We start from the raw sequence: 15,876 nt of genomic DNA, 5'->3' as shown, positions 1-15,876 counted from the left end.
CTACGACGCGCTCTATTTGCCAGCCAGATCGCACAGCCTGTAAACGAACAGGCCCAGACGGCGATGACCAAGGCGATGATCATGATCGACCGATCAGTTTCGTTCATTGGGGAGTACTCCGCAGCTGCACCTGGTGCAGATCACATGGTATCTGACGCAGCCCAGGTTGAGTGCGGACACGGCAGCTGCATTCATCGCTATTTCGCAAATTTCTGGTCGTGGCAAAGGCCAGTTGCGGGCAGTATGGCTGCATGCGAAGGACGTCAGCACTAGGCGCCAGGTTCCTCACCCTGATCGTGTTTTGGTGCATGGAGCAATTGTGGAATCATGACTACGGTCATGTCCTTAGAATGCAATGCATGCAGCAGCAGGCCCATCAACGCTACGGGGAGGCAGCCTTGAAATCTGTCGAGAACTCGGCAGTTTAGGCCATCAGATTTGAGGCAGACCGTCGCCGCGCGTGTCGAAGCTACCGAATTGGTGAAGCAGAAGGCGCGGGTACCACAATTTTCAGCGGAGCAAGGGGCGAATTCTTGTTCGCGCAGAAGTCTCGGGGGCGTCTCTTTGGGCAAGCCAGTAATTGGGGGGCGAACTTTCGTAGCAATCGGGGCGAATGTCTGCTGCAGCGGGGGCGGCCGTTCAACGTCAATCAGCAGAACCGACAAAAGCGGCCAAGCGGCGTAGCCTGCGCCGGCTAAGTAGCATTTCGCATAATGTATATTATGTTCAGGCGGGAAGCCGTTGTGAGCTTCTCTTACCTCAGCCACCGCCCTGCGGCGGCATGTAACCGTCCCGATCCTGGCGATTACGGCTCTTGATCGAAGTTCCCCTCACTCTACCGCTCCTGCGCCTCTGCTGGGCTGGCCGCCGAGCACCCGAGACCCCGTTCAGCATGTCTGTCGTGGCCGTGCGAGGGCTGCGCCCGTCCGGAATAGCTGCTTGCGGCGGCTTGATACCGAGACTTCGGGGGTTCCAGTCGCGCATGCGCGTGGCCCTTTGCGTTCAGGGCCAAGGATTTCGGGTGCCCCGCGACCATCGCCACCCGATGGTCGTGATGCGTCACGTTAATGCCAACGCCCCGCGCTCCGTCTGTCACGGATGAGCTCGGCGCAGCCTCAGAACACAAAGCTGCAGTTGACCGACACAGTCGTCGCTGCCGGTGTGACATCCCGCCTCAGAACGGTGCGATTGGCCGATACGCTCAACCCGACTCGAGGTGAAAACGCGTAATTGCCGCTCACGCCCATCTTCAAGGTCCGCTGGCCGTTGTCTTTCCATACGCCGCCGGAGCCGCTCCTGCCGCCGTGCGCGTAATTGGCATCCATCGACAGCCAGACCCGTTCACCCACATTTGTGCTCAGATGCAGATCCAATCCGTAGAGCGGCTTCTGCTCCAACGCAGCCTCTCCTGGCCTTTCCGCATCACCATAGAATTGAACGTTGCCGTTGATGGCCAGCAGTGTCCCTTCAGCCAGAGGCAACCCATAGGCCAACTGAGGCTTGTAGGACCAGCGGTTTTTCCCCAGATTCAGGATGGAATCCCGGTCATAGCTGCCCGTGGGCGCGGTCACGCCGACGGACGCGGTCAGGTAGGCGCCCGCTTCCCACGGCGTGAGCGCAGGCGCCCCGAACACGTTGACCAGGAAGATCCCGGTGGCATCGCCCATGCCGGAGGCGGATGTGCGTAGCGGTGTGCCACCGATACTGCCGGTTACCTTGCCATAGGGCGCCAAGACCTGGATGCCCGCGATGCGGTCGCCCAGAGCGAAGGTGCGCGCATAGCGAATGATTCCCAGCTGGGATTCAATCCGGGCGCCATCGACCGGAAGCGAGGGGTCGAACGCGATTTCGTTGCGCGCATACGTGTAGTAGACGAACAGCAGGTTGGTATCTACTGGCACGTTCTACCAATCGCGGGCTCCATCGGCGCGCGCATCGGCATTCATCCCGAATGCCGCAAGCGCAACGGCAGATGTGGCCAGAGGACGGAGGTAGGTGTTCATGGGGTCACGATGTTGAACATGACATCGAACGTTTCTACGTTCGCGAACAGGTTCTCGACTGCGGATCGCTTGCCACGCAGCTTGACGGCCGGCCCGGCCAGCAGCTCGCGCGCCGGCTGTGCGCCCATGACAAGCTGGTTGAGTGTGCTCCGGGGAAGCTCCACGGTCGCATCTGCTTGGTCCTGGTCAGCGAGCGGCCGATAGGAGAGCGCGCCCGACCGCAGCGTCACCAAGTAGCGTTCCTTGGATTCGGGAATGATCCAGGCAATGCTGGCGTTCCCTGCCCTTGCAGCCGCAGGCCCGTCCAGGCGTATGGCGAGGTAGTCGAACAGCATGCCGACTGTCATGGCCTTCAATACGTCAGGTGACGCGGTGGTAGCACCGCCCTTCGGTACGCCATCGCGCAGTTCAAGTGCTCCCATCAACATGGCGTTGCGCCATGTGCCCGCCTCGCTCTGGTATCCCATCTGCTCCAATGCGTCGGCCAGGAGTGCACGTCCTTCGCGCGAATCCGGATTCGCGAACACGATGTGCTTGGCTACTTCAGCGACCCAGCGATAATCACCCTGGTCAAAAGAACGCCGTGCCTTCTCAAGTAATGCCGACTCGCCGCCCATGAAATCAACGTAGCGCCGCGCGACGTCCGACGGTGGCAGCGGATTCAGATTGGCAGGGTTCCCGTCGTAGTAGCCGAGATAGCGCTGGTAGACCGCTCTCACATTGTGTGAAAGCGTGCCGTAGTACCCGCGGCTGTACCAGCGCTTTCCCAGCGGCTCGGGCAGTTCTTTCAGGGTGTCGGCAATTTCCAGTGGCGTCATGCCGCGGTTGGCCAGCCGCAATGTCTGGTCGTGAATATACCGGTACATGTCCCGCTGGTCGGACAGGAACGTGGTGATCTCCGCCCCGCCCCATGTGGGCCAATGGTGCTGCGCGAACACCACATCCGAACGGGCGGCATAGCGGCTGATGGTCTGGTCCAGATACTCCGACCAGACTTTCGGATCCCGGACCTGGGCGCCACGAATGGTCAGCACGTTGTGCTGGGTTCTCGTTGCGTTTTCCGCGATGCCGAGGGCGCGATACTGCGGCACATAGACATTCATCTCCGCTGGCGCCTCCGTGCCTGGCGTCAGCTGGAACTCGAGCTGCAGGCCATCAATCGTCACGCTTTCCACCGCCTGCCCGGCGGAGCCGATGATATCGGTTGGCGCGATCAGGCTTACAGTACCGCGCGAGGTCGTTTTGCCCAGGCCTGCACCCACCTGGCCTTGAGCCCCCTTGGGCAGCAGCGCGCCGTACATGTACTGCGCGCGCCGGGTCATGGCATTGCCGGCATAGACGTTCTCGGAAACTGCATGTTCCATGAAACCTGCCGGCGCATAGATCCGCACGCTTCTCCGCTGGACGTCACGCTCGTCGACGACGCCCTTCACGCCCCCGTAGTGATCAACATGGGAGTGCGAGTAGATCACTGCCTTGACGGGTAGCTGCCCTACATGGGCCCGATAGAGATCCAGCGCGGCCTTGGCCGTCTCCGTCGAGACAAGGGGGTCGATGATGACCAGGCCTTTGGCTGTCTCAATAATGGTCATGTTCGACAGGTCCAGTCCGCGCACCTGGTACACGTGGTCCGTCACCTTGAAGAGTCCTGCTATGCGGTTCAGGCGCTCCTGCCGCCACAGGCTGGGGTTCACTGTAGCCGGTGATGTCTCGTCCTGCAGGAACGCGTAGGAGTGCATGTCCCATATGACTTGCCCCTTGTCGCCACGGATGATCCCGTCAAACGGCGCGATCAATCCGCGATTGGCCGAATCGAAGTCTGCACGATCACTGAAATCGAGCTGGGAGAGCACGCGACGGTTGATGTTTTCGGTAGCCCTGCTCGCGCTCGCAGGCGGGGTGCGCTGCGAAGTGCCGGTACTGGAACCCAGTGCAGTGCCGGAGTCGAGCAGCGTGGAAGCCATCAGGATGCCCAGGACACATCCACGAGGCATGCGCGCACCGCTGTTCATCTTTGCGTTCCTTCAATTGACGTTGGCCGAGTGATGAGCTTTCGATGAAGGGAGCGACCTACTTCGAAAGTCGCTGGCGCTGCCAGCGAGTGTCGCGAAGGGCCGAATTATTGATGCAGCTGGCGTGATGCCGGCGTCAGCGGGAGCCTTGAATCTCAGCGCGCCACGTTGGCCACGCCAACCGCACTCTTTAGTGACGCCGCTCTATTCCCGCTACAGGAACCGGTGCATCACAAAGACGTCCACCAGCCCCAGTTCCCGGTGCCGGAACGCCTGTGGCAGCGTCCCCACTACCGCAAACCCCAGCTTCCGATACAGCGCCACCGCCGGCCCATTGGTACTGACCACGTAATTGAACTGCATGGCCAGGAATCCTTCCGCCCTCGCCCGCTCCAGACTGTGTTCCACCAGGGCCCGGCCCACACCTTGCCCTTGTGCCGGCGCATCCACCACATACGTGGCGCTGGCCACATGCGCCCCAAGGTCGGGGAAATTCGGGCCCATCTTGTACATGCCCACAACTCGGCCCTCCAGCATAGCTACATGAGGTGCCTGGGCCTGGAACCAATGCGCGCGAAACGTTTCGACTCCAAAAGAGCCGGCAAAGGGCAGCGCATCCTGCGCCGCAATGGCCGCCTTGAACATGCCCCACATCGCGTCGAAATCGCCTGCACGGGCGGGCCGGATCTCCATGCGTCTCCTGCAGATCTGTGGTGGTGACCAGGCCGGACACTACCAGAATCCAGCCCCTGCCCCATGGCTGCTTCACGCGCCACCGCCATCGGCTCCGCAATAGTTGTGGAAATTCCGGCCCTCAGAGCAGTAGATGTCTCCTGTTTCCGTGCACATCCCGCACCGGCTTCGACGGTGGCGCGTTCCCGCCTACGTCCTGCTGGGCATCTACCTGCTGTACCTGCTGGCCGGCAACATCTTCCTCAATACCCCGCTGTTCGATCAGGTCACCAACCGCAAGCCGCACAAGTTCGTGATGACCACCGGCCCGGCCATCACGCTGCTGCCCGGCCATGTCATCGCCTGGAACGTGCACATGCGCGGCCACGTGAACCACACGGTCTACGTGCTGCATGCCGAGCGCGCCAGCGCCCGGTTGGCGGTGCTGCCCCTGTTCCAGCGCGAGGTGCGGGTTCCGCGCTTGCAGGCAACGGGGGTTTCCGCCGAGATCAGCCGCGTCGAAGAAGCCATCCCGCCACCGCCGCGCAGCGACCGCGGCTGGACGCTCCGTTTCGACGCCATCCACAGCGACAGCATCCGCAGCGCACGCTTTGGCAAGTTGCTGATCATTGGCAAGGGCCGGGGTGCGGTGGGCTTCCTCAAGCAGCTGCGCGGCGGGCCGTCGGAGCTCTTCGAATCCGAGGTGGCGTTCAGCGATGCGGACACCAGTTTTGACGGCGTGCAGCTGTTGGGCGACATGGATCTCACAGCGCGCTTCAGCTATCCGCGCCACTATCGGGACCAGGCGCCCGGTCTGGCCAAGTTGAAGCTGCTGAATGCCCAGCTCGAGGTCGACGCCCGCAGCCAGGGCCTGCGCATGGACACGGATGCCACAACGCCGAAGATCTCCAGCGCGCCCGTGCCCGGACGCCTGCAGCTGGCGCTGCACCTGATTGACGGCCAGCTGCAGCCCGGGGACCGCGCAATCTGGCAGGTGCCGCTCTACCTGGGTGATGGTGCCCCCAATCGCGGCGTGCTGGCCCTGCAGCTCAATGTGTCCAACGACCTGCGCCTGCAGGCCCGCCTGCCGCCCAAGCCCGGCTCAGGCAGCGAAGTGGATGCCGATCTGCACATCAGTGGCCGGAACATTCCCTTCCAGCAGCCCGCCCAGCTGCTGGAACGCAGCTCCGGCACAGTGCGCGGCGAATGGACGTTCACTTCGCTCAACTGGATCCCTGCCCTGTTCGTTCGCAAGCCGTGGCTGCAGCTGGACGGCGGCGGCACGCTGAAGGCGGACCTGCGCGTGCGCAACGGCGAACTGATCGAAGGCAGCACCGTGGACATTCCGGCCGCCGAAGCCGTGGCCGAAGTCGCCGGCGTACGCCTGGCCGGCACGGCCAGCGCCCATGGCGAACTGAAGGCCGGCAGCCCCAGCCAGGCACAGCTGGCTGTCCGGCTGCCACGATTCACTGCTCGGCCAACCGATGCCAAGGACGTGCGCCTGTTCGACGGCCGTGATCTGGCCCTGGACCTGACCGGTGATGGTCGCCTGCAGGAGCTGCGCAAGGGTGTCCGCGCGCACCTGCGCTTCAGCCAAGCAACGATTCCCGACTTGGCCGCCTACAACCGTTACCTGGGCTCGCCGCAGGTGCGGCTGCTCCGTGGCACCGGCAGCCTGAGCGGCGATGCCACGCTCGACACCGATGGACGCGTCGGCCACGGCACTGCCCGGCTGCTGGGGCGCAATGCCAGCGCCAAGGTGGCAGGGCTGGACATGGGCGGCGACGTCGACGTGAAGGCAACGCTGCGCCGCGGTGACTTCAATCAGCGTCATTTCGATCTGTCCGGCACCACCGTCGAGCTGCGCAATGTGCAGGTGGCGGATACAGAGCAAACAAGCCCATGGAAAGGCCGCGTGGCCTTCAAGCGTGGCCGCATCGACGCGCAGTCGCCCTTCCAGGTCGATGCCACCACGGATCTGGATCTCAGCGATGCCCGCCCTTTGCTTGCACTGTTCGCAGAGCGTACCGACTACCCGCGCTGGACCCTGTCGCTGTTGGATTCCGGCCAGGTGCAGGCACGGGCGACGCTGCGCTGGCGCCCGGGCCATCTGATCATCGATGGACTGCAGGCCGAGAACGATCGGCTTTCGGTACGCGCGCGGCTGGATCTGCTCGACCAGCGCAAGCGCGGTGATCTCTACCTGCGCTGGGGGCTGCTGGGTGCGGGCATCGAGCTGGACGGTGACCAGCGCCAATGGCACCTGGCGAAAGCAAGGGAGTGGTTTGACCAGCGACCTTCCCTGCTGCCAGCGAGCCAGGGAGCGGGTGCCGTCGGTTCTTCAGATTGAAGGCCAGCAACCCGCATCCGTTCGCTGCCCCTGTGCGTAGACAGGCAGCACAAGCATCAGGGAGCTGCACGCTATGAAGCGGAGTTCACAGGTTTCCGGATTTCTGGGATGGGTGGCAATCACTTTCGTCGCGGCCACGCTGGGGGCATGGGCGTCCACGTCCGCGGCAAGCTTCTACGCTACCCTCACGCTTCCGGCATGGGCGCCACCGGCCAGCGTCTTTGGTCCGGTGTGGACGCTGCTCTACGCCATGATGGCGGTTGCCGCGTGGCTGGTCTGGCGCGAACGTGGCTGGCGCGGGGCACGACCCGCGCTGCTGCTCTATCTGGTGCAGCTGGCCGTCAACGCACTGTGGAGCTGGCTGTTCTTCGGCTGGAAGCTGGGCGCGCTTGCCTTCGCCGACATTCTCGTATTGATCGTGTTGGTGTGCGCGACGATCGTCGCGTTTGCGCGTACCCGCCCGGCCGCGGCAGTGCTGCTGCTTCCCTATCTCGCCTGGATCCTGTTCGCCTCGGCGCTCAACTTCGCCGTCTGGCGGGCCAATCCAGGGCTGCTGTGACACGCGGATCCAGCGTTCAGACCTGGGCCACGGCCTGTGGGCACCAGGTCCGCAGCAGGGCCGGCTTGAACGCCTGCTGCCCGCAACCGGTGGGGCACCGCACCACTCGCGCTGCAGTATGGCTGACCAGGCCCTGCCCTTCTTCTGCCTTGAAGATCGTCTCGCAGGAAAGGCAACGCGCTACCAGCGAGTACAGGTGCAGCAGCCGGCCACTGGCTGGATCCTGCAGTGCATCCACATCCAGCAATTCAAATTGGCAGCTGTCAGGGAGCATGCGGTACTGGGGCGCGGGTGCGGTCTGCAGGTTCACGGGCGTGGCATCTGTTGGAATTGCAGTCACCGTAGGGCAGCCGCTGTCTAGCTGGCGTGCAGCGCAGATGTGCTGGCCGCGAAACCTGCACCGGTCTCTGCATCGAAATCTGCTAGGGTGCGCGCCGATGCCTACATCCACATTGCCAGCACAACCCGATCACCCCATTGCCCTCAGCGCCGCCCTGAAAGCGCACACCCGAGCGGCCCACGATCGCCTCGACCAGCACCTGTTGCAGCAACACATCTTCGCGTCGCGCCAGCGTTACCTCTGCTTCCTGCGCGTGCAATGGCACTTCCATAGCGCCGTTGCGCCGCTGTACCGGATGCAGGATCCGGGCGCGACCCGCTTGCCGCTGATCGAGGAGGATCTTCGCGACCTCGGCGCTTCCATGCCGGTACCCCATGCCTGGCAACCGCAGCCTCAAGCATTCTCGAAAGCGACCGTTCTGGGCTGGCGCTACGTGGCGGAGGGCTCGACGCTGGGAGCGTCCGTGCTGTTGAAGATGGCCGCTGCGTTGCAGCTTCATGCCGGGTACGGGGCGCGCCACCTGCGTCCTTCCGAGCTCGGTGTGGCTGAGTACTGGAGACGCGAGCGGGAGGAACTGGATGCGCTCGTTTTAAGTGGCCAAGAGCGCGCACAGGCATGCAGGGGCGCGACAGACGCCTTCCAGTTCATCCGTCGCTGCGTAGATGAAGAATTCAGGTTTGAATGAAAGCCCCTTCACATTCACGTGGTGGTATGCGGCGGCACGCTTTTGCTTCACCATTCATGCACACCGGATACAGTGCTGGGCCGTTCCAGCCATCCACGAATCATGAGTCCCGCCCTTGACGCCTCCTACCGAATCCGCGCACGACACTGCCCTGTCCCGTTGCGCGCGCGAACCGATCCACACCCCTGGCGCGATCCAGCCCTACGGTGTGCTTCTGATCGTTGAACCGCAGTCCCTGCAGGTACGCGAGCGCGCCATCAGCCACCCCGGGCTGCTGAAACAGTTCGGCGAACCGTTGATGCAGCACGTCAGTGAAGTGCTGGGCGGCGTGCTGGCACCGTTCCAGGGCGTGTTGCAACAGGCGACGGTGGGCAGCAGCGCGCATGTCGGTGCCGTGCACCTGGATGGGCACGGCCGCCATCAGTTGCTGGTGCACCGCTCCGCCACGGATCTTCTGGTCGAGCTGGAAGCACCGGTTCCCGGCCAGCCCGGCTCGCTGGAAGAACTGTATCCAGCCATCCGCGAGCTGATGACCGGCATTGAATCGGCAGCGACGGTGGAAGACCTGTGCAGGCTTGCGGCCGCGCACATGCGGCGGCTCACCGGCTTTGACCGCACCCTGGTCTATCAATTCGATGCTGGCTGGAATGGCATCGTGGTGGCCGAAGATGGCAATGGCCTGTTGCCGTCCTACCTGGACCTGCGCTTTCCCGAGTCGGACATTCCCGCACAGGCCCGCGAACTGTACCGCCGGAACCGGGTGCGCCTGATCGCGGACAACAACTATACCCCTACCCCGCTGATGCGGGCCGAAGACCACCGCGAGGCGCCACCGACCGACCTGAGCCTGGCCGTGCTGCGCAGCGTGTCCCCCGTGCATCTTCAGTACATGCGCAACATGGGGACCGGGGCGTCGATGTCGGTGTCACTGGTACATGAGGGGCGGTTATGGGGCCTGGTGTCCTGCCACACCGTGCAGCCACGCCGCCTGCCCTACCACGTGCGTACCGCCTGCGAGTTCATGGGCCAGATCCTGTCGCTGCAGATTGCACTGAAGGAGCGCGCGCTCGCGATTGAAGAACGCGTCGCGCGTCGCTCGATACTGGTCAAGCTGCTGGGCCGCATGGCCGGCGACGAAGAATTCATGGCGGCCCTGCGCCAGGACGAAGGCAGCCTGCTGTCGCTGACCGGCGCGGCCGGGGCTGCCATCGTGCACAAGGGCGACTGCATGCGCGTGGGTGAGTGCCCACCGGCCAGCGACGTGCTGGCCCTGGCCGATTGGCTGGCTACCCGGCAGGCCGGGCAGGAAACCTACTGCACCGACCACCTTGCCGCCGACTGGTCGCCTGCCGCGCACCTGGCCGATGTAGCCAGCGGCCTGCTGGCAGTGTCCATTTCGCAGCTGCATGACAGCTACCTGATGTGGTTCCGGCCGGAGGTGGTGCGAACCGTGCGCTGGGGGGGAGACCCCCGCAAGACCGCAGCGCCCGGCGTCGCACTCTCCCCGCGGAGCTCCTTCGACGCCTGGAAAGAGACCGTGCGGCAGCGCAGCCTGCCGTGGACCGACGCCGACTGCGATGCGGCACACGAGATGCGCACGGCCATCGTCGATATCGTGCTGCGCAAGGCCGAGGAGATGGCGGAACTGAACGAGCAGCTCCTGCGCAGCAACAAGGAACTGGAAGCCTTTTCCTATTCGGTCAGCCACGACCTGCGCGCCCCCTTCCGCCACATCGTGGGCTATTCGGAGCTGCTTGGCAGCTCGGCGGGCGACCGCCTCAACGAGACCGAGCGCCGCTTCCTGGATACGATCGTCGATTCGGCAAAGTCCGCCGGCACACTGGTGGATGACCTGCTCAGCTTCTCGCAGATGGGACGCTCCACGCTGGGGCGGGTGCGGCTGGACATGGCTGCGCTGGCCGAGGACGTGCGCCGGAGCCTGGCGCTGGATTACGCCGGCCGCGACGTGCAGTGGACGCTCGCGCCGCTGCCGGAGGTGGAAGCCGACCCGACGATGCTTCGCCTGGTCTGGCAGAACCTGCTGGCCAACGCGATCAAGTTCACCCGCGAGCGTGAGCACGCGATGATCGAGATTGGGCACGACCGCAGCGACGACGAAGATCACTTCTTCGTGCGCGACAACGGCTGCGGCTTCGACATGCGTTACGTCGACAAGCTGTTCGGTGTGTTCCAGCGCCTGCACCATGTGGAAGAATTCGAAGGCACCGGCATCGGCCTGGCCAACGTACGCCGCATCATCGGCCGCCATGGCGGCCGTACCTGGGCCGAGGGCGAGCCCGGCAAGGGCGCGACCATTCACTTCACCCTACCCCGCTCCACAGGAGAACACCCATGAGGGACCTGCGGCCGATCCTCCTGGTAGAGGACAGCCCCAAGGATGCAGAGCTGACGATGGCCGCGCTTGAGCGCTGCCAGCTGTTGAACGATGTCATCCATGTACGCGACGGCGCCGAAGCGCTGGATTACCTGCGCTGCGAAGGCAAGTTCGCCGGTGCCATGCACGGCGGCCCGGTGGTCGTGCTGCTGGACCTGAAGCTGCCCAAAGTCAATGGCTTGGAGGTACTGGAGCAGGTCCGTGGCGACCCGTACCTGAGCAGCACCCCGGTTGTGATGCTGACCTCCTCGCGCGAAGAGCAGGATCTGGTGCGCAGTTACGAACTGGGCGTCAACGCATTCGTGGTCAAGCCGGTCGACTTCAAGGAATTCTTCGACGCCATCCAGGGCCTGGGCATGTTCTGGGGCATCACCAACCAGCCGCCACCGCATCGGCCCAACGGTTCGGGGCAGCGCAATGCGTGATGGATCGCGCCGCAGCGAGCGCCTGCGCATCCTCATGCTGGAGGACAGCGCGCTTGATGCGGAGCTGATCAGCGCCCAGCTGCAGCGTGCCGGCCTCGATTTCGAGGCCGAGCGCCTGTGGACCCGCAACGCGTTCATCGAGGCCATCGAAAACCGCCCGTTCGACGTGATCCTCGCCGATCATGTCCTGCCAGGCTTCGATGGTGACGCAGCACTCGCCCTGGCGCGCGAGTGCGTGCCGCAGACGCCTTTCATCTTTGTTTCCGGCACCCTGACCGAGGAACTGGCGGTACAGGCCCTCACGCGCGGTGCCCGCGACTATGTGGTGAAGCAACGCCTGCAACGCTTGCCCGATGCGATCCGCCGCGCCCGCCAGGAGGCGCAGGAGCGTATCCAGCTGGCCAATGCGCAGGCCGCGCTGAACGAAAGCCAGGCCCAGCTGCAGAAGGTGACCGATGCCGTCCCGGCGCTGATCGCCCAGTTGGACAAGGACCATCGCTACCGGTTTGCCAACAAGGCGTTCCTGGACTGGCATGGATTCAGCCTTGCAGAACTGCTGGGTCGGTCGGCTCGGGATGTCAGCGGCATTTCCGCCTTCGAGCACGCCCTGCCCAGCCTGGAACGGGTACTACAGGGCGAGCGCACCCGCTTCCAGGCCGAACTGATCCATCGCAGCGGCGAATCACGATTCGTGCAGATGGACTGCGTGCCTGAGCATGCCGCCGATGGCAGCGTGGCCGGGTATATCTGCCTGGGCAGCGACGTGTCGCTGCTGAAACAGGCCGAGCTGGCCCTGCGCGAAGACAACCAGCTGCTCGAGCAGCAGGTACAGGCACGCACGGCCGAGTTGCGCGCCAGCAAGCGGCGCCTGCAGGCGATCTTCGAATCCAGTTTCCAGCACCAGGTGCTGCTGGATCTGTCTGGACGCGTGGTCGATGCCAATGACGCGTCACTGGCCGCGGTGCTGGCAGACAAGAAGGACGTCGTTGGCCAACGCTTCGCCGAATCGGTCTGGTTCGGCACCACCGAGGGCATCGCAGCGCTGATCGATCGGGCCGTGGCCGCAGCGGTACAGGGCCGCAGTTCACTGCATGCGCTGGAACTGGAACTACCGACCGGGCGGCGCAGCTTTGATTTCTCGTTCCGTCCACTACTCGATACGGAGGGCGTGGTCACCGCTGTGGTCTCCGAGGCCGTGGAAACCACCGCGCGCGTGCAGGCTGAGCATGCGCTGCGCCAGTCGCAGAAAATCGAGGCGGTCGGCCAGCTCACCGGCGGCATCGCACATGATTTCAACAACATCCTGACGGTCATCTCAGGCAACGTCGAGCACGCCATGCTGCTCAGCGAGCGCGCGGGCGAACCCGGAGCGATGGTGAGCCGTGCGCTGGACAATGCACTGAAGGGTGTCGGCCGTGCCGCCAGCCTGACCCAGCGCCTGCTGGCGTTTGCCCGCCGCCAGCCGCTGCGCAGCCAGGCCGCCAACCTCAACGAGCGCCTGCTGGACATGCACGACATGCTGCAGCGTGCGCTGGGTGAGCTGGTGCAGCTGGAGATCCGCAGCGCCGAGGACATCTGGTGCGTCGAGATCGACGTCAGCCAGCTGGAGGCCTCTGTACTGAACCTGGCGGTGAATGCCCGCGATGCGATGCCGCACGGCGGCCGACTGGTGATCGAGGTCGACAACAGCCACCTCGACCACGACTACGCCGCACTGTTCCCGGATGCAACGCCGGGCGAGTACGTGATGCTGCGGGTGCGCGACAACGGCCACGGCATGGATGCGGCGACGCTCGCCCGGGTCTTCGAACCCTTCTTCACCACCAAGCAGGTTGGCCGTGGCACCGGCCTGGGCCTGTCGATGGTGCACGGGTTCGTCAAGCAGTCAGGCGGCCACGTGCTGATCGATTCGGTGGAAGGCGGCGGCACCAGCATCACCATGATGTTCCCGCGTTCACTGCTGCCGTTGCCCAGCGAGGCGCGCACTCCGCAGACCGGCCTGGCAGGCTATTCGCCGCGCGAGGAAACCATCCTGGTGACCGAGGACAACGACGATGTCCGCGCCCACACGGTGGATGCACTGCGGCTGCTGGGCTACCGGGTATTGGAAGCCCACGACGGCCCTTCCGCACTGCGGCTGCTGGAACGCCCGGATACCAGGGTGGACCTGCTGTTCTCGGACGTGGTGATGCCCGGCATGTCGGGCTGGGAGCTGGTGCGGGAAGTCCGTGAACGCTGGCCGGAGGTCGCCGTGCTGTTCACGTCGGGCTATCCCCGTGACCACGACCAGGTGGGCAGCCAGGGCCGGGCCGTTGCGCTGCTGCCAAAGCCGTTCACCCGAAGTGATCTGGCGACGGCCGTGCGCACCGCGCTGGAGGCAGCGCCACACTGAGGTCAGGACGCCGGATCGCGCCCGCCGGCCGCGATCCGGTTGATGTCCGCGCATTCCACCGTGCCCGGCGGATGCTCCCTGGCGGCCAAGGCAATCATCGCCTGGCCCAGTGCCAGATTGCTCGTCACCAGCGAAGGCGCGACCGCGCCGACCAGTTTCATCAATGGCGCACCGCCCCAGTACAGCGGCTTCAGCACTGCATGACGGGTGCCGGTACCCGGGACCGGACGAACGCCTCCTGGGCGCAGCATCACCGAGCGCACCGGCAGGGCCTGCAATGCCACTTCGGTCTCGCCCTTGACCCTCAGCGGCATTACCCGGCTCTGCGGATCCGCACCCGCACCGGATACATATAGAAAGCGCCCCTCGGGATTCGCCGCCGCCCAGGCGCGTGCAACCGCCAGCGTGATGTCCAGGGTCACGCGTCGATACTCGGCCTCTGCCGTGCCGACCGGTGGCGCACCGGCACAGTAGAAGCATGCGTCGAAGCCGGCCAGTTGCTCATGCCGGCCTTGCATATGCAGGAAATCGGGGACGATCAGTTCGCTGCCAGGCCCGTTCAGGCTGCCCGGCCTGCGGACCAGGGCAGTCAGGTGGGCCACCTGCGGCGAGCGCTGGCAGGCCAGCGCAACACCCTGCCCCACCAGGCCCGCAGCACCGGTCAACAGAATCCTCAACGCACCTTTCCCGGTCATGGTCGCACCCACGCTAGAGTTTCACGAAACGCTGGATCTTCCGCGCCAACCAGCCACTGAACACCAACGGCGCGTCCAGCGCTGACACGCAGATGCAGGGAACACCGGGTGCAGTTACCGGTTGATGCTCCACCTCCTCGTCCAGGTCCGCCACGTCGCCCGGCGCGAACAGCCCCAGCGCGTCGTTGTACGAGCCTCGAAGGATGTGGGTCAGTTCGCTGCGGCCATGGCTGTGCATCGGCAGGCACTTGCCCGGGGCAATCTTCAGCATGATCAGCGAGGGCATCTGCTCAGCCCTGATGCAGTGCACGCCGGGCGCCATCCAGCGCCAGCGCAGGGCACTGAGCGAAGCGCCGAAGTAAGGATGCAACGAGGCGGGCAGATGGTCCGGATCGGCCTCGGGCCGCTCCCTCGGCACCGGGCGCCTGGCTCCGGCGATGGCGCTCGGCGCGTCCGAGGCCAGCTGCATCAGCATGGCCTCGCGCAACTGCTCGCGACGCGCCTCGGCCGCGGGCGGTTGGGTCTGCTCCAGCAGCACCGAGCCGATCGCCTCGGCATCGCGCAGGCGCTGGCGGCAGTGGGGGCACTGCTCGAGGTGGGCACCGGCCACGATGCTCAACGGCGCCGGCAGCGCGCCGGCGGCATAGCTCATCAGCGTGGATTCGTGCAGGTGGTGATGCGGATTCACAGCGCACCTCCCACTTTGGCCTGCAGTTGCAGGAACGCACGTCGCAGGTGTGACTTTACCGTTCCAAGCGGCATGCCCAGCGCCTGGGCAATCTCGCTGTGGCTCTTCGCCTCGAAATAGGACATCCGCACCAGCCTCGCCTGCACGGCGGGCAGCTCGTTGATGCGCTGGCGAAGGCGCGCCTGGTCGGCGAACTGCTCGGCGCTGCTGCGCTCGATCATTTCCACCGCCGCGGCGTCTTCCACCGCTGCCTGCACCTGCATCCAGCTGCGCTCTCGACGGATGCGGTCGATATGCAGGTTGCGCGCGATCCGGTACAGCCAGGTACTCAGCGCGCCTTGGGCCGCATCATACTCGGCCGCCCGCAACCACAGGCGCAGCAGGCACTCCTGCGCCATTTCCTCGGCCACGGCGTCGGGTGCCCCCAGGCCACGCAGATACACGCACAGCCGCGGCATGAAGTAGTCATAGATCCGCATGAAACAGTCGCGGTCGCGCAGCCGCGCCACACTGTCCATGTCATCGGCCCAGTTCGTCGGCTCGCTGCTGGGCTGCTGGGAACTGGACACGGTGCGTGCGGTATCGAAGTTGAGGAGGGTGCTGGCAGCGTCAGGGTACATCTGCGTGAGCGGCGGGCAGGTGAAGGTCTGTCCTCTCTAC

The 15,876-nt window shown here is 64.8% G+C and carries 13 protein-coding genes; 6 read left to right on the top strand and 7 right to left on the bottom strand.

The features are described 5' to 3' along the window. Positions 1-1,115 precede the first annotated feature (1,115 nt). The 3 genes from A7X97_RS06890 to A7X97_RS06880 form a co-directional block, all read right to left on the bottom strand. Complete coding sequence (locus A7X97_RS06890; RefSeq protein WP_245884964.1) at positions 1,116-1,901, bottom strand: transporter; 786 nt, start codon at positions 1,899-1,901, stop codon at positions 1,116-1,118. Positions 1,902-1,999: 98 nt separating this feature from the next. Next, positions 2,000-4,015, bottom strand: a complete 2,016-nt coding sequence (locus A7X97_RS06885) for an alkyl/aryl-sulfatase (RefSeq protein WP_111007711.1) — start codon at positions 4,013-4,015, stop codon at positions 2,000-2,002. A gap of 213 nt (positions 4,016-4,228) precedes the next feature. Next, the gene (locus tag A7X97_RS06880) at positions 4,229-4,708 is read right to left on the bottom strand and encodes a GNAT family N-acetyltransferase (RefSeq protein WP_088497480.1); all 480 of its coding nucleotides are present in this window, start codon (positions 4,706-4,708) and stop codon (positions 4,229-4,231) included. Positions 4,709-4,841: 133 nt separating this feature from the next. On the opposite strand from A7X97_RS06880, the gene A7X97_RS06875 reads away from it, so the two are divergent. After that, complete coding sequence (locus tag A7X97_RS06875; RefSeq protein ID WP_088497481.1) at positions 4,842-7,037, top strand: AsmA family protein; 2,196 nt, start codon at positions 4,842-4,844, stop codon at positions 7,035-7,037. 73 nt (positions 7,038-7,110) lie between these two features. After that, positions 7,111-7,596 (top strand): TspO/MBR family protein, encoded by a 486-nt coding sequence (locus A7X97_RS06870; RefSeq protein WP_072167008.1) that lies wholly within the window; start codon positions 7,111-7,113, stop codon positions 7,594-7,596. A 16-nt stretch (positions 7,597-7,612) separates the two neighbouring features. On the opposite strand, the gene A7X97_RS06865 is transcribed toward A7X97_RS06870, so the two are convergent. Next, positions 7,613-7,906 (bottom strand): hypothetical protein, encoded by a 294-nt coding sequence (locus A7X97_RS06865; protein ID WP_111007710.1) that lies wholly within the window; start codon positions 7,904-7,906, stop codon positions 7,613-7,615. A 127-nt stretch (positions 7,907-8,033) separates the two neighbouring features. On the opposite strand from A7X97_RS06865, the gene A7X97_RS06860 reads away from it, so the two are divergent. The 4 genes from A7X97_RS06860 (at position 8,034) to A7X97_RS06845 (ending at position 13,833) form a co-directional block, all read left to right on the top strand. After that, complete coding sequence (locus tag A7X97_RS06860) at positions 8,034-8,621, top strand: biliverdin-producing heme oxygenase (RefSeq protein ID WP_172412153.1); 588 nt, start codon at positions 8,034-8,036, stop codon at positions 8,619-8,621. 115 nt (positions 8,622-8,736) lie between these two features. Beyond that, positions 8,737-10,977 carry an ATP-binding protein gene (locus A7X97_RS06855; RefSeq protein WP_088497484.1) on the top strand — a complete coding sequence of 747 codons (2,241 nt, stop codon included), beginning with the start codon at positions 8,737-8,739 and terminating at the stop codon, positions 10,975-10,977. Beyond that, positions 10,974-11,441, top strand: coding sequence for a response regulator (locus A7X97_RS06850; RefSeq protein ID WP_005416517.1), 468 nt, complete (start codon positions 10,974-10,976; stop codon positions 11,439-11,441). Before A7X97_RS06855 ends, A7X97_RS06850 begins: the two co-directional genes overlap by 4 nt. Beyond that, positions 11,434-13,833, top strand: a complete 2,400-nt coding sequence (locus A7X97_RS06845) for a hybrid sensor histidine kinase/response regulator (RefSeq protein ID WP_088497485.1) — start codon at positions 11,434-11,436, stop codon at positions 13,831-13,833. Before A7X97_RS06850 ends, A7X97_RS06845 begins: the two co-directional genes overlap by 8 nt. 2 nt (positions 13,834-13,835) lie before the next feature. Here A7X97_RS06845 and A7X97_RS06840 read toward each other — a convergent pair whose 3' ends face one another. From A7X97_RS06840 to A7X97_RS06830, 3 genes are read right to left on the bottom strand one after another with little or no spacing between them, the layout of a single operon-like run. Continuing rightward, positions 13,836-14,528, bottom strand: a complete 693-nt coding sequence (locus tag A7X97_RS06840; protein WP_088497513.1) for an NAD-dependent epimerase/dehydratase family protein — start codon at positions 14,526-14,528, stop codon at positions 13,836-13,838. A gap of 13 nt (positions 14,529-14,541) precedes the next feature. Next, entirely contained in the window at positions 14,542-15,216 is a 675-nt protein-coding gene (locus A7X97_RS06835) for a ChrR family anti-sigma-E factor (RefSeq protein ID WP_088497486.1), read from the bottom strand. Next, entirely contained in the window at positions 15,213-15,836 is a 624-nt protein-coding gene (locus tag A7X97_RS06830; protein ID WP_053496654.1) for a sigma-70 family RNA polymerase sigma factor, read from the bottom strand. The genes A7X97_RS06835 and A7X97_RS06830 overlap by 4 nt, the downstream gene beginning before the upstream one ends. Positions 15,837-15,876: the final 40 nt, after the last annotated feature.

This window comes from Stenotrophomonas sepilia (genome assembly GCF_003244875.1).
Classification (GTDB): Bacteria; Pseudomonadota; Gammaproteobacteria; order Xanthomonadales; family Xanthomonadaceae; genus Stenotrophomonas; species Stenotrophomonas sepilia.
This window is presented reverse-complemented; position numbering and strand designations above follow the sequence as displayed.

Excerpts from the sequence above, each read along its gene's own strand:
- A7X97_RS06885 (WP_111007711.1), bottom strand. The coding sequence starts at position 4,015 with ATGAACAGCGGTGCGCGCATGCCTCGTGGATGTGTCCTGGGCATCCTG.
- A7X97_RS06880 (WP_088497480.1), bottom strand. The coding sequence starts at position 4,708 with ATGGAGATCCGGCCCGCCCGTGCAGGCGATTTCGACGCGATGTGGGGC.
- A7X97_RS06875 (WP_088497481.1), top strand. The coding sequence starts at position 4,842 with ATGTCTCCTGTTTCCGTGCACATCCCGCACCGGCTTCGACGGTGGCGC.
- A7X97_RS06870 (WP_072167008.1), top strand. The coding sequence starts at position 7,111 with ATGAAGCGGAGTTCACAGGTTTCCGGATTTCTGGGATGGGTGGCAATC.
- A7X97_RS06860 (WP_172412153.1), top strand. The coding sequence starts at position 8,034 with ATGCCTACATCCACATTGCCAGCACAACCCGATCACCCCATTGCCCTC.
- A7X97_RS06850 (WP_005416517.1), top strand. The coding sequence starts at position 10,974 with ATGAGGGACCTGCGGCCGATCCTCCTGGTAGAGGACAGCCCCAAGGAT.
- A7X97_RS06845 (WP_088497485.1), top strand. The coding sequence starts at position 11,434 with ATGCGTGATGGATCGCGCCGCAGCGAGCGCCTGCGCATCCTCATGCTG.
- A7X97_RS06840 (WP_088497513.1), bottom strand. The coding sequence starts at position 14,528 with ATGACCGGGAAAGGTGCGTTGAGGATTCTGTTGACCGGTGCTGCGGGC.
- A7X97_RS06830 (WP_053496654.1), bottom strand. The coding sequence starts at position 15,836 with ATGTACCCTGACGCTGCCAGCACCCTCCTCAACTTCGATACCGCACGC.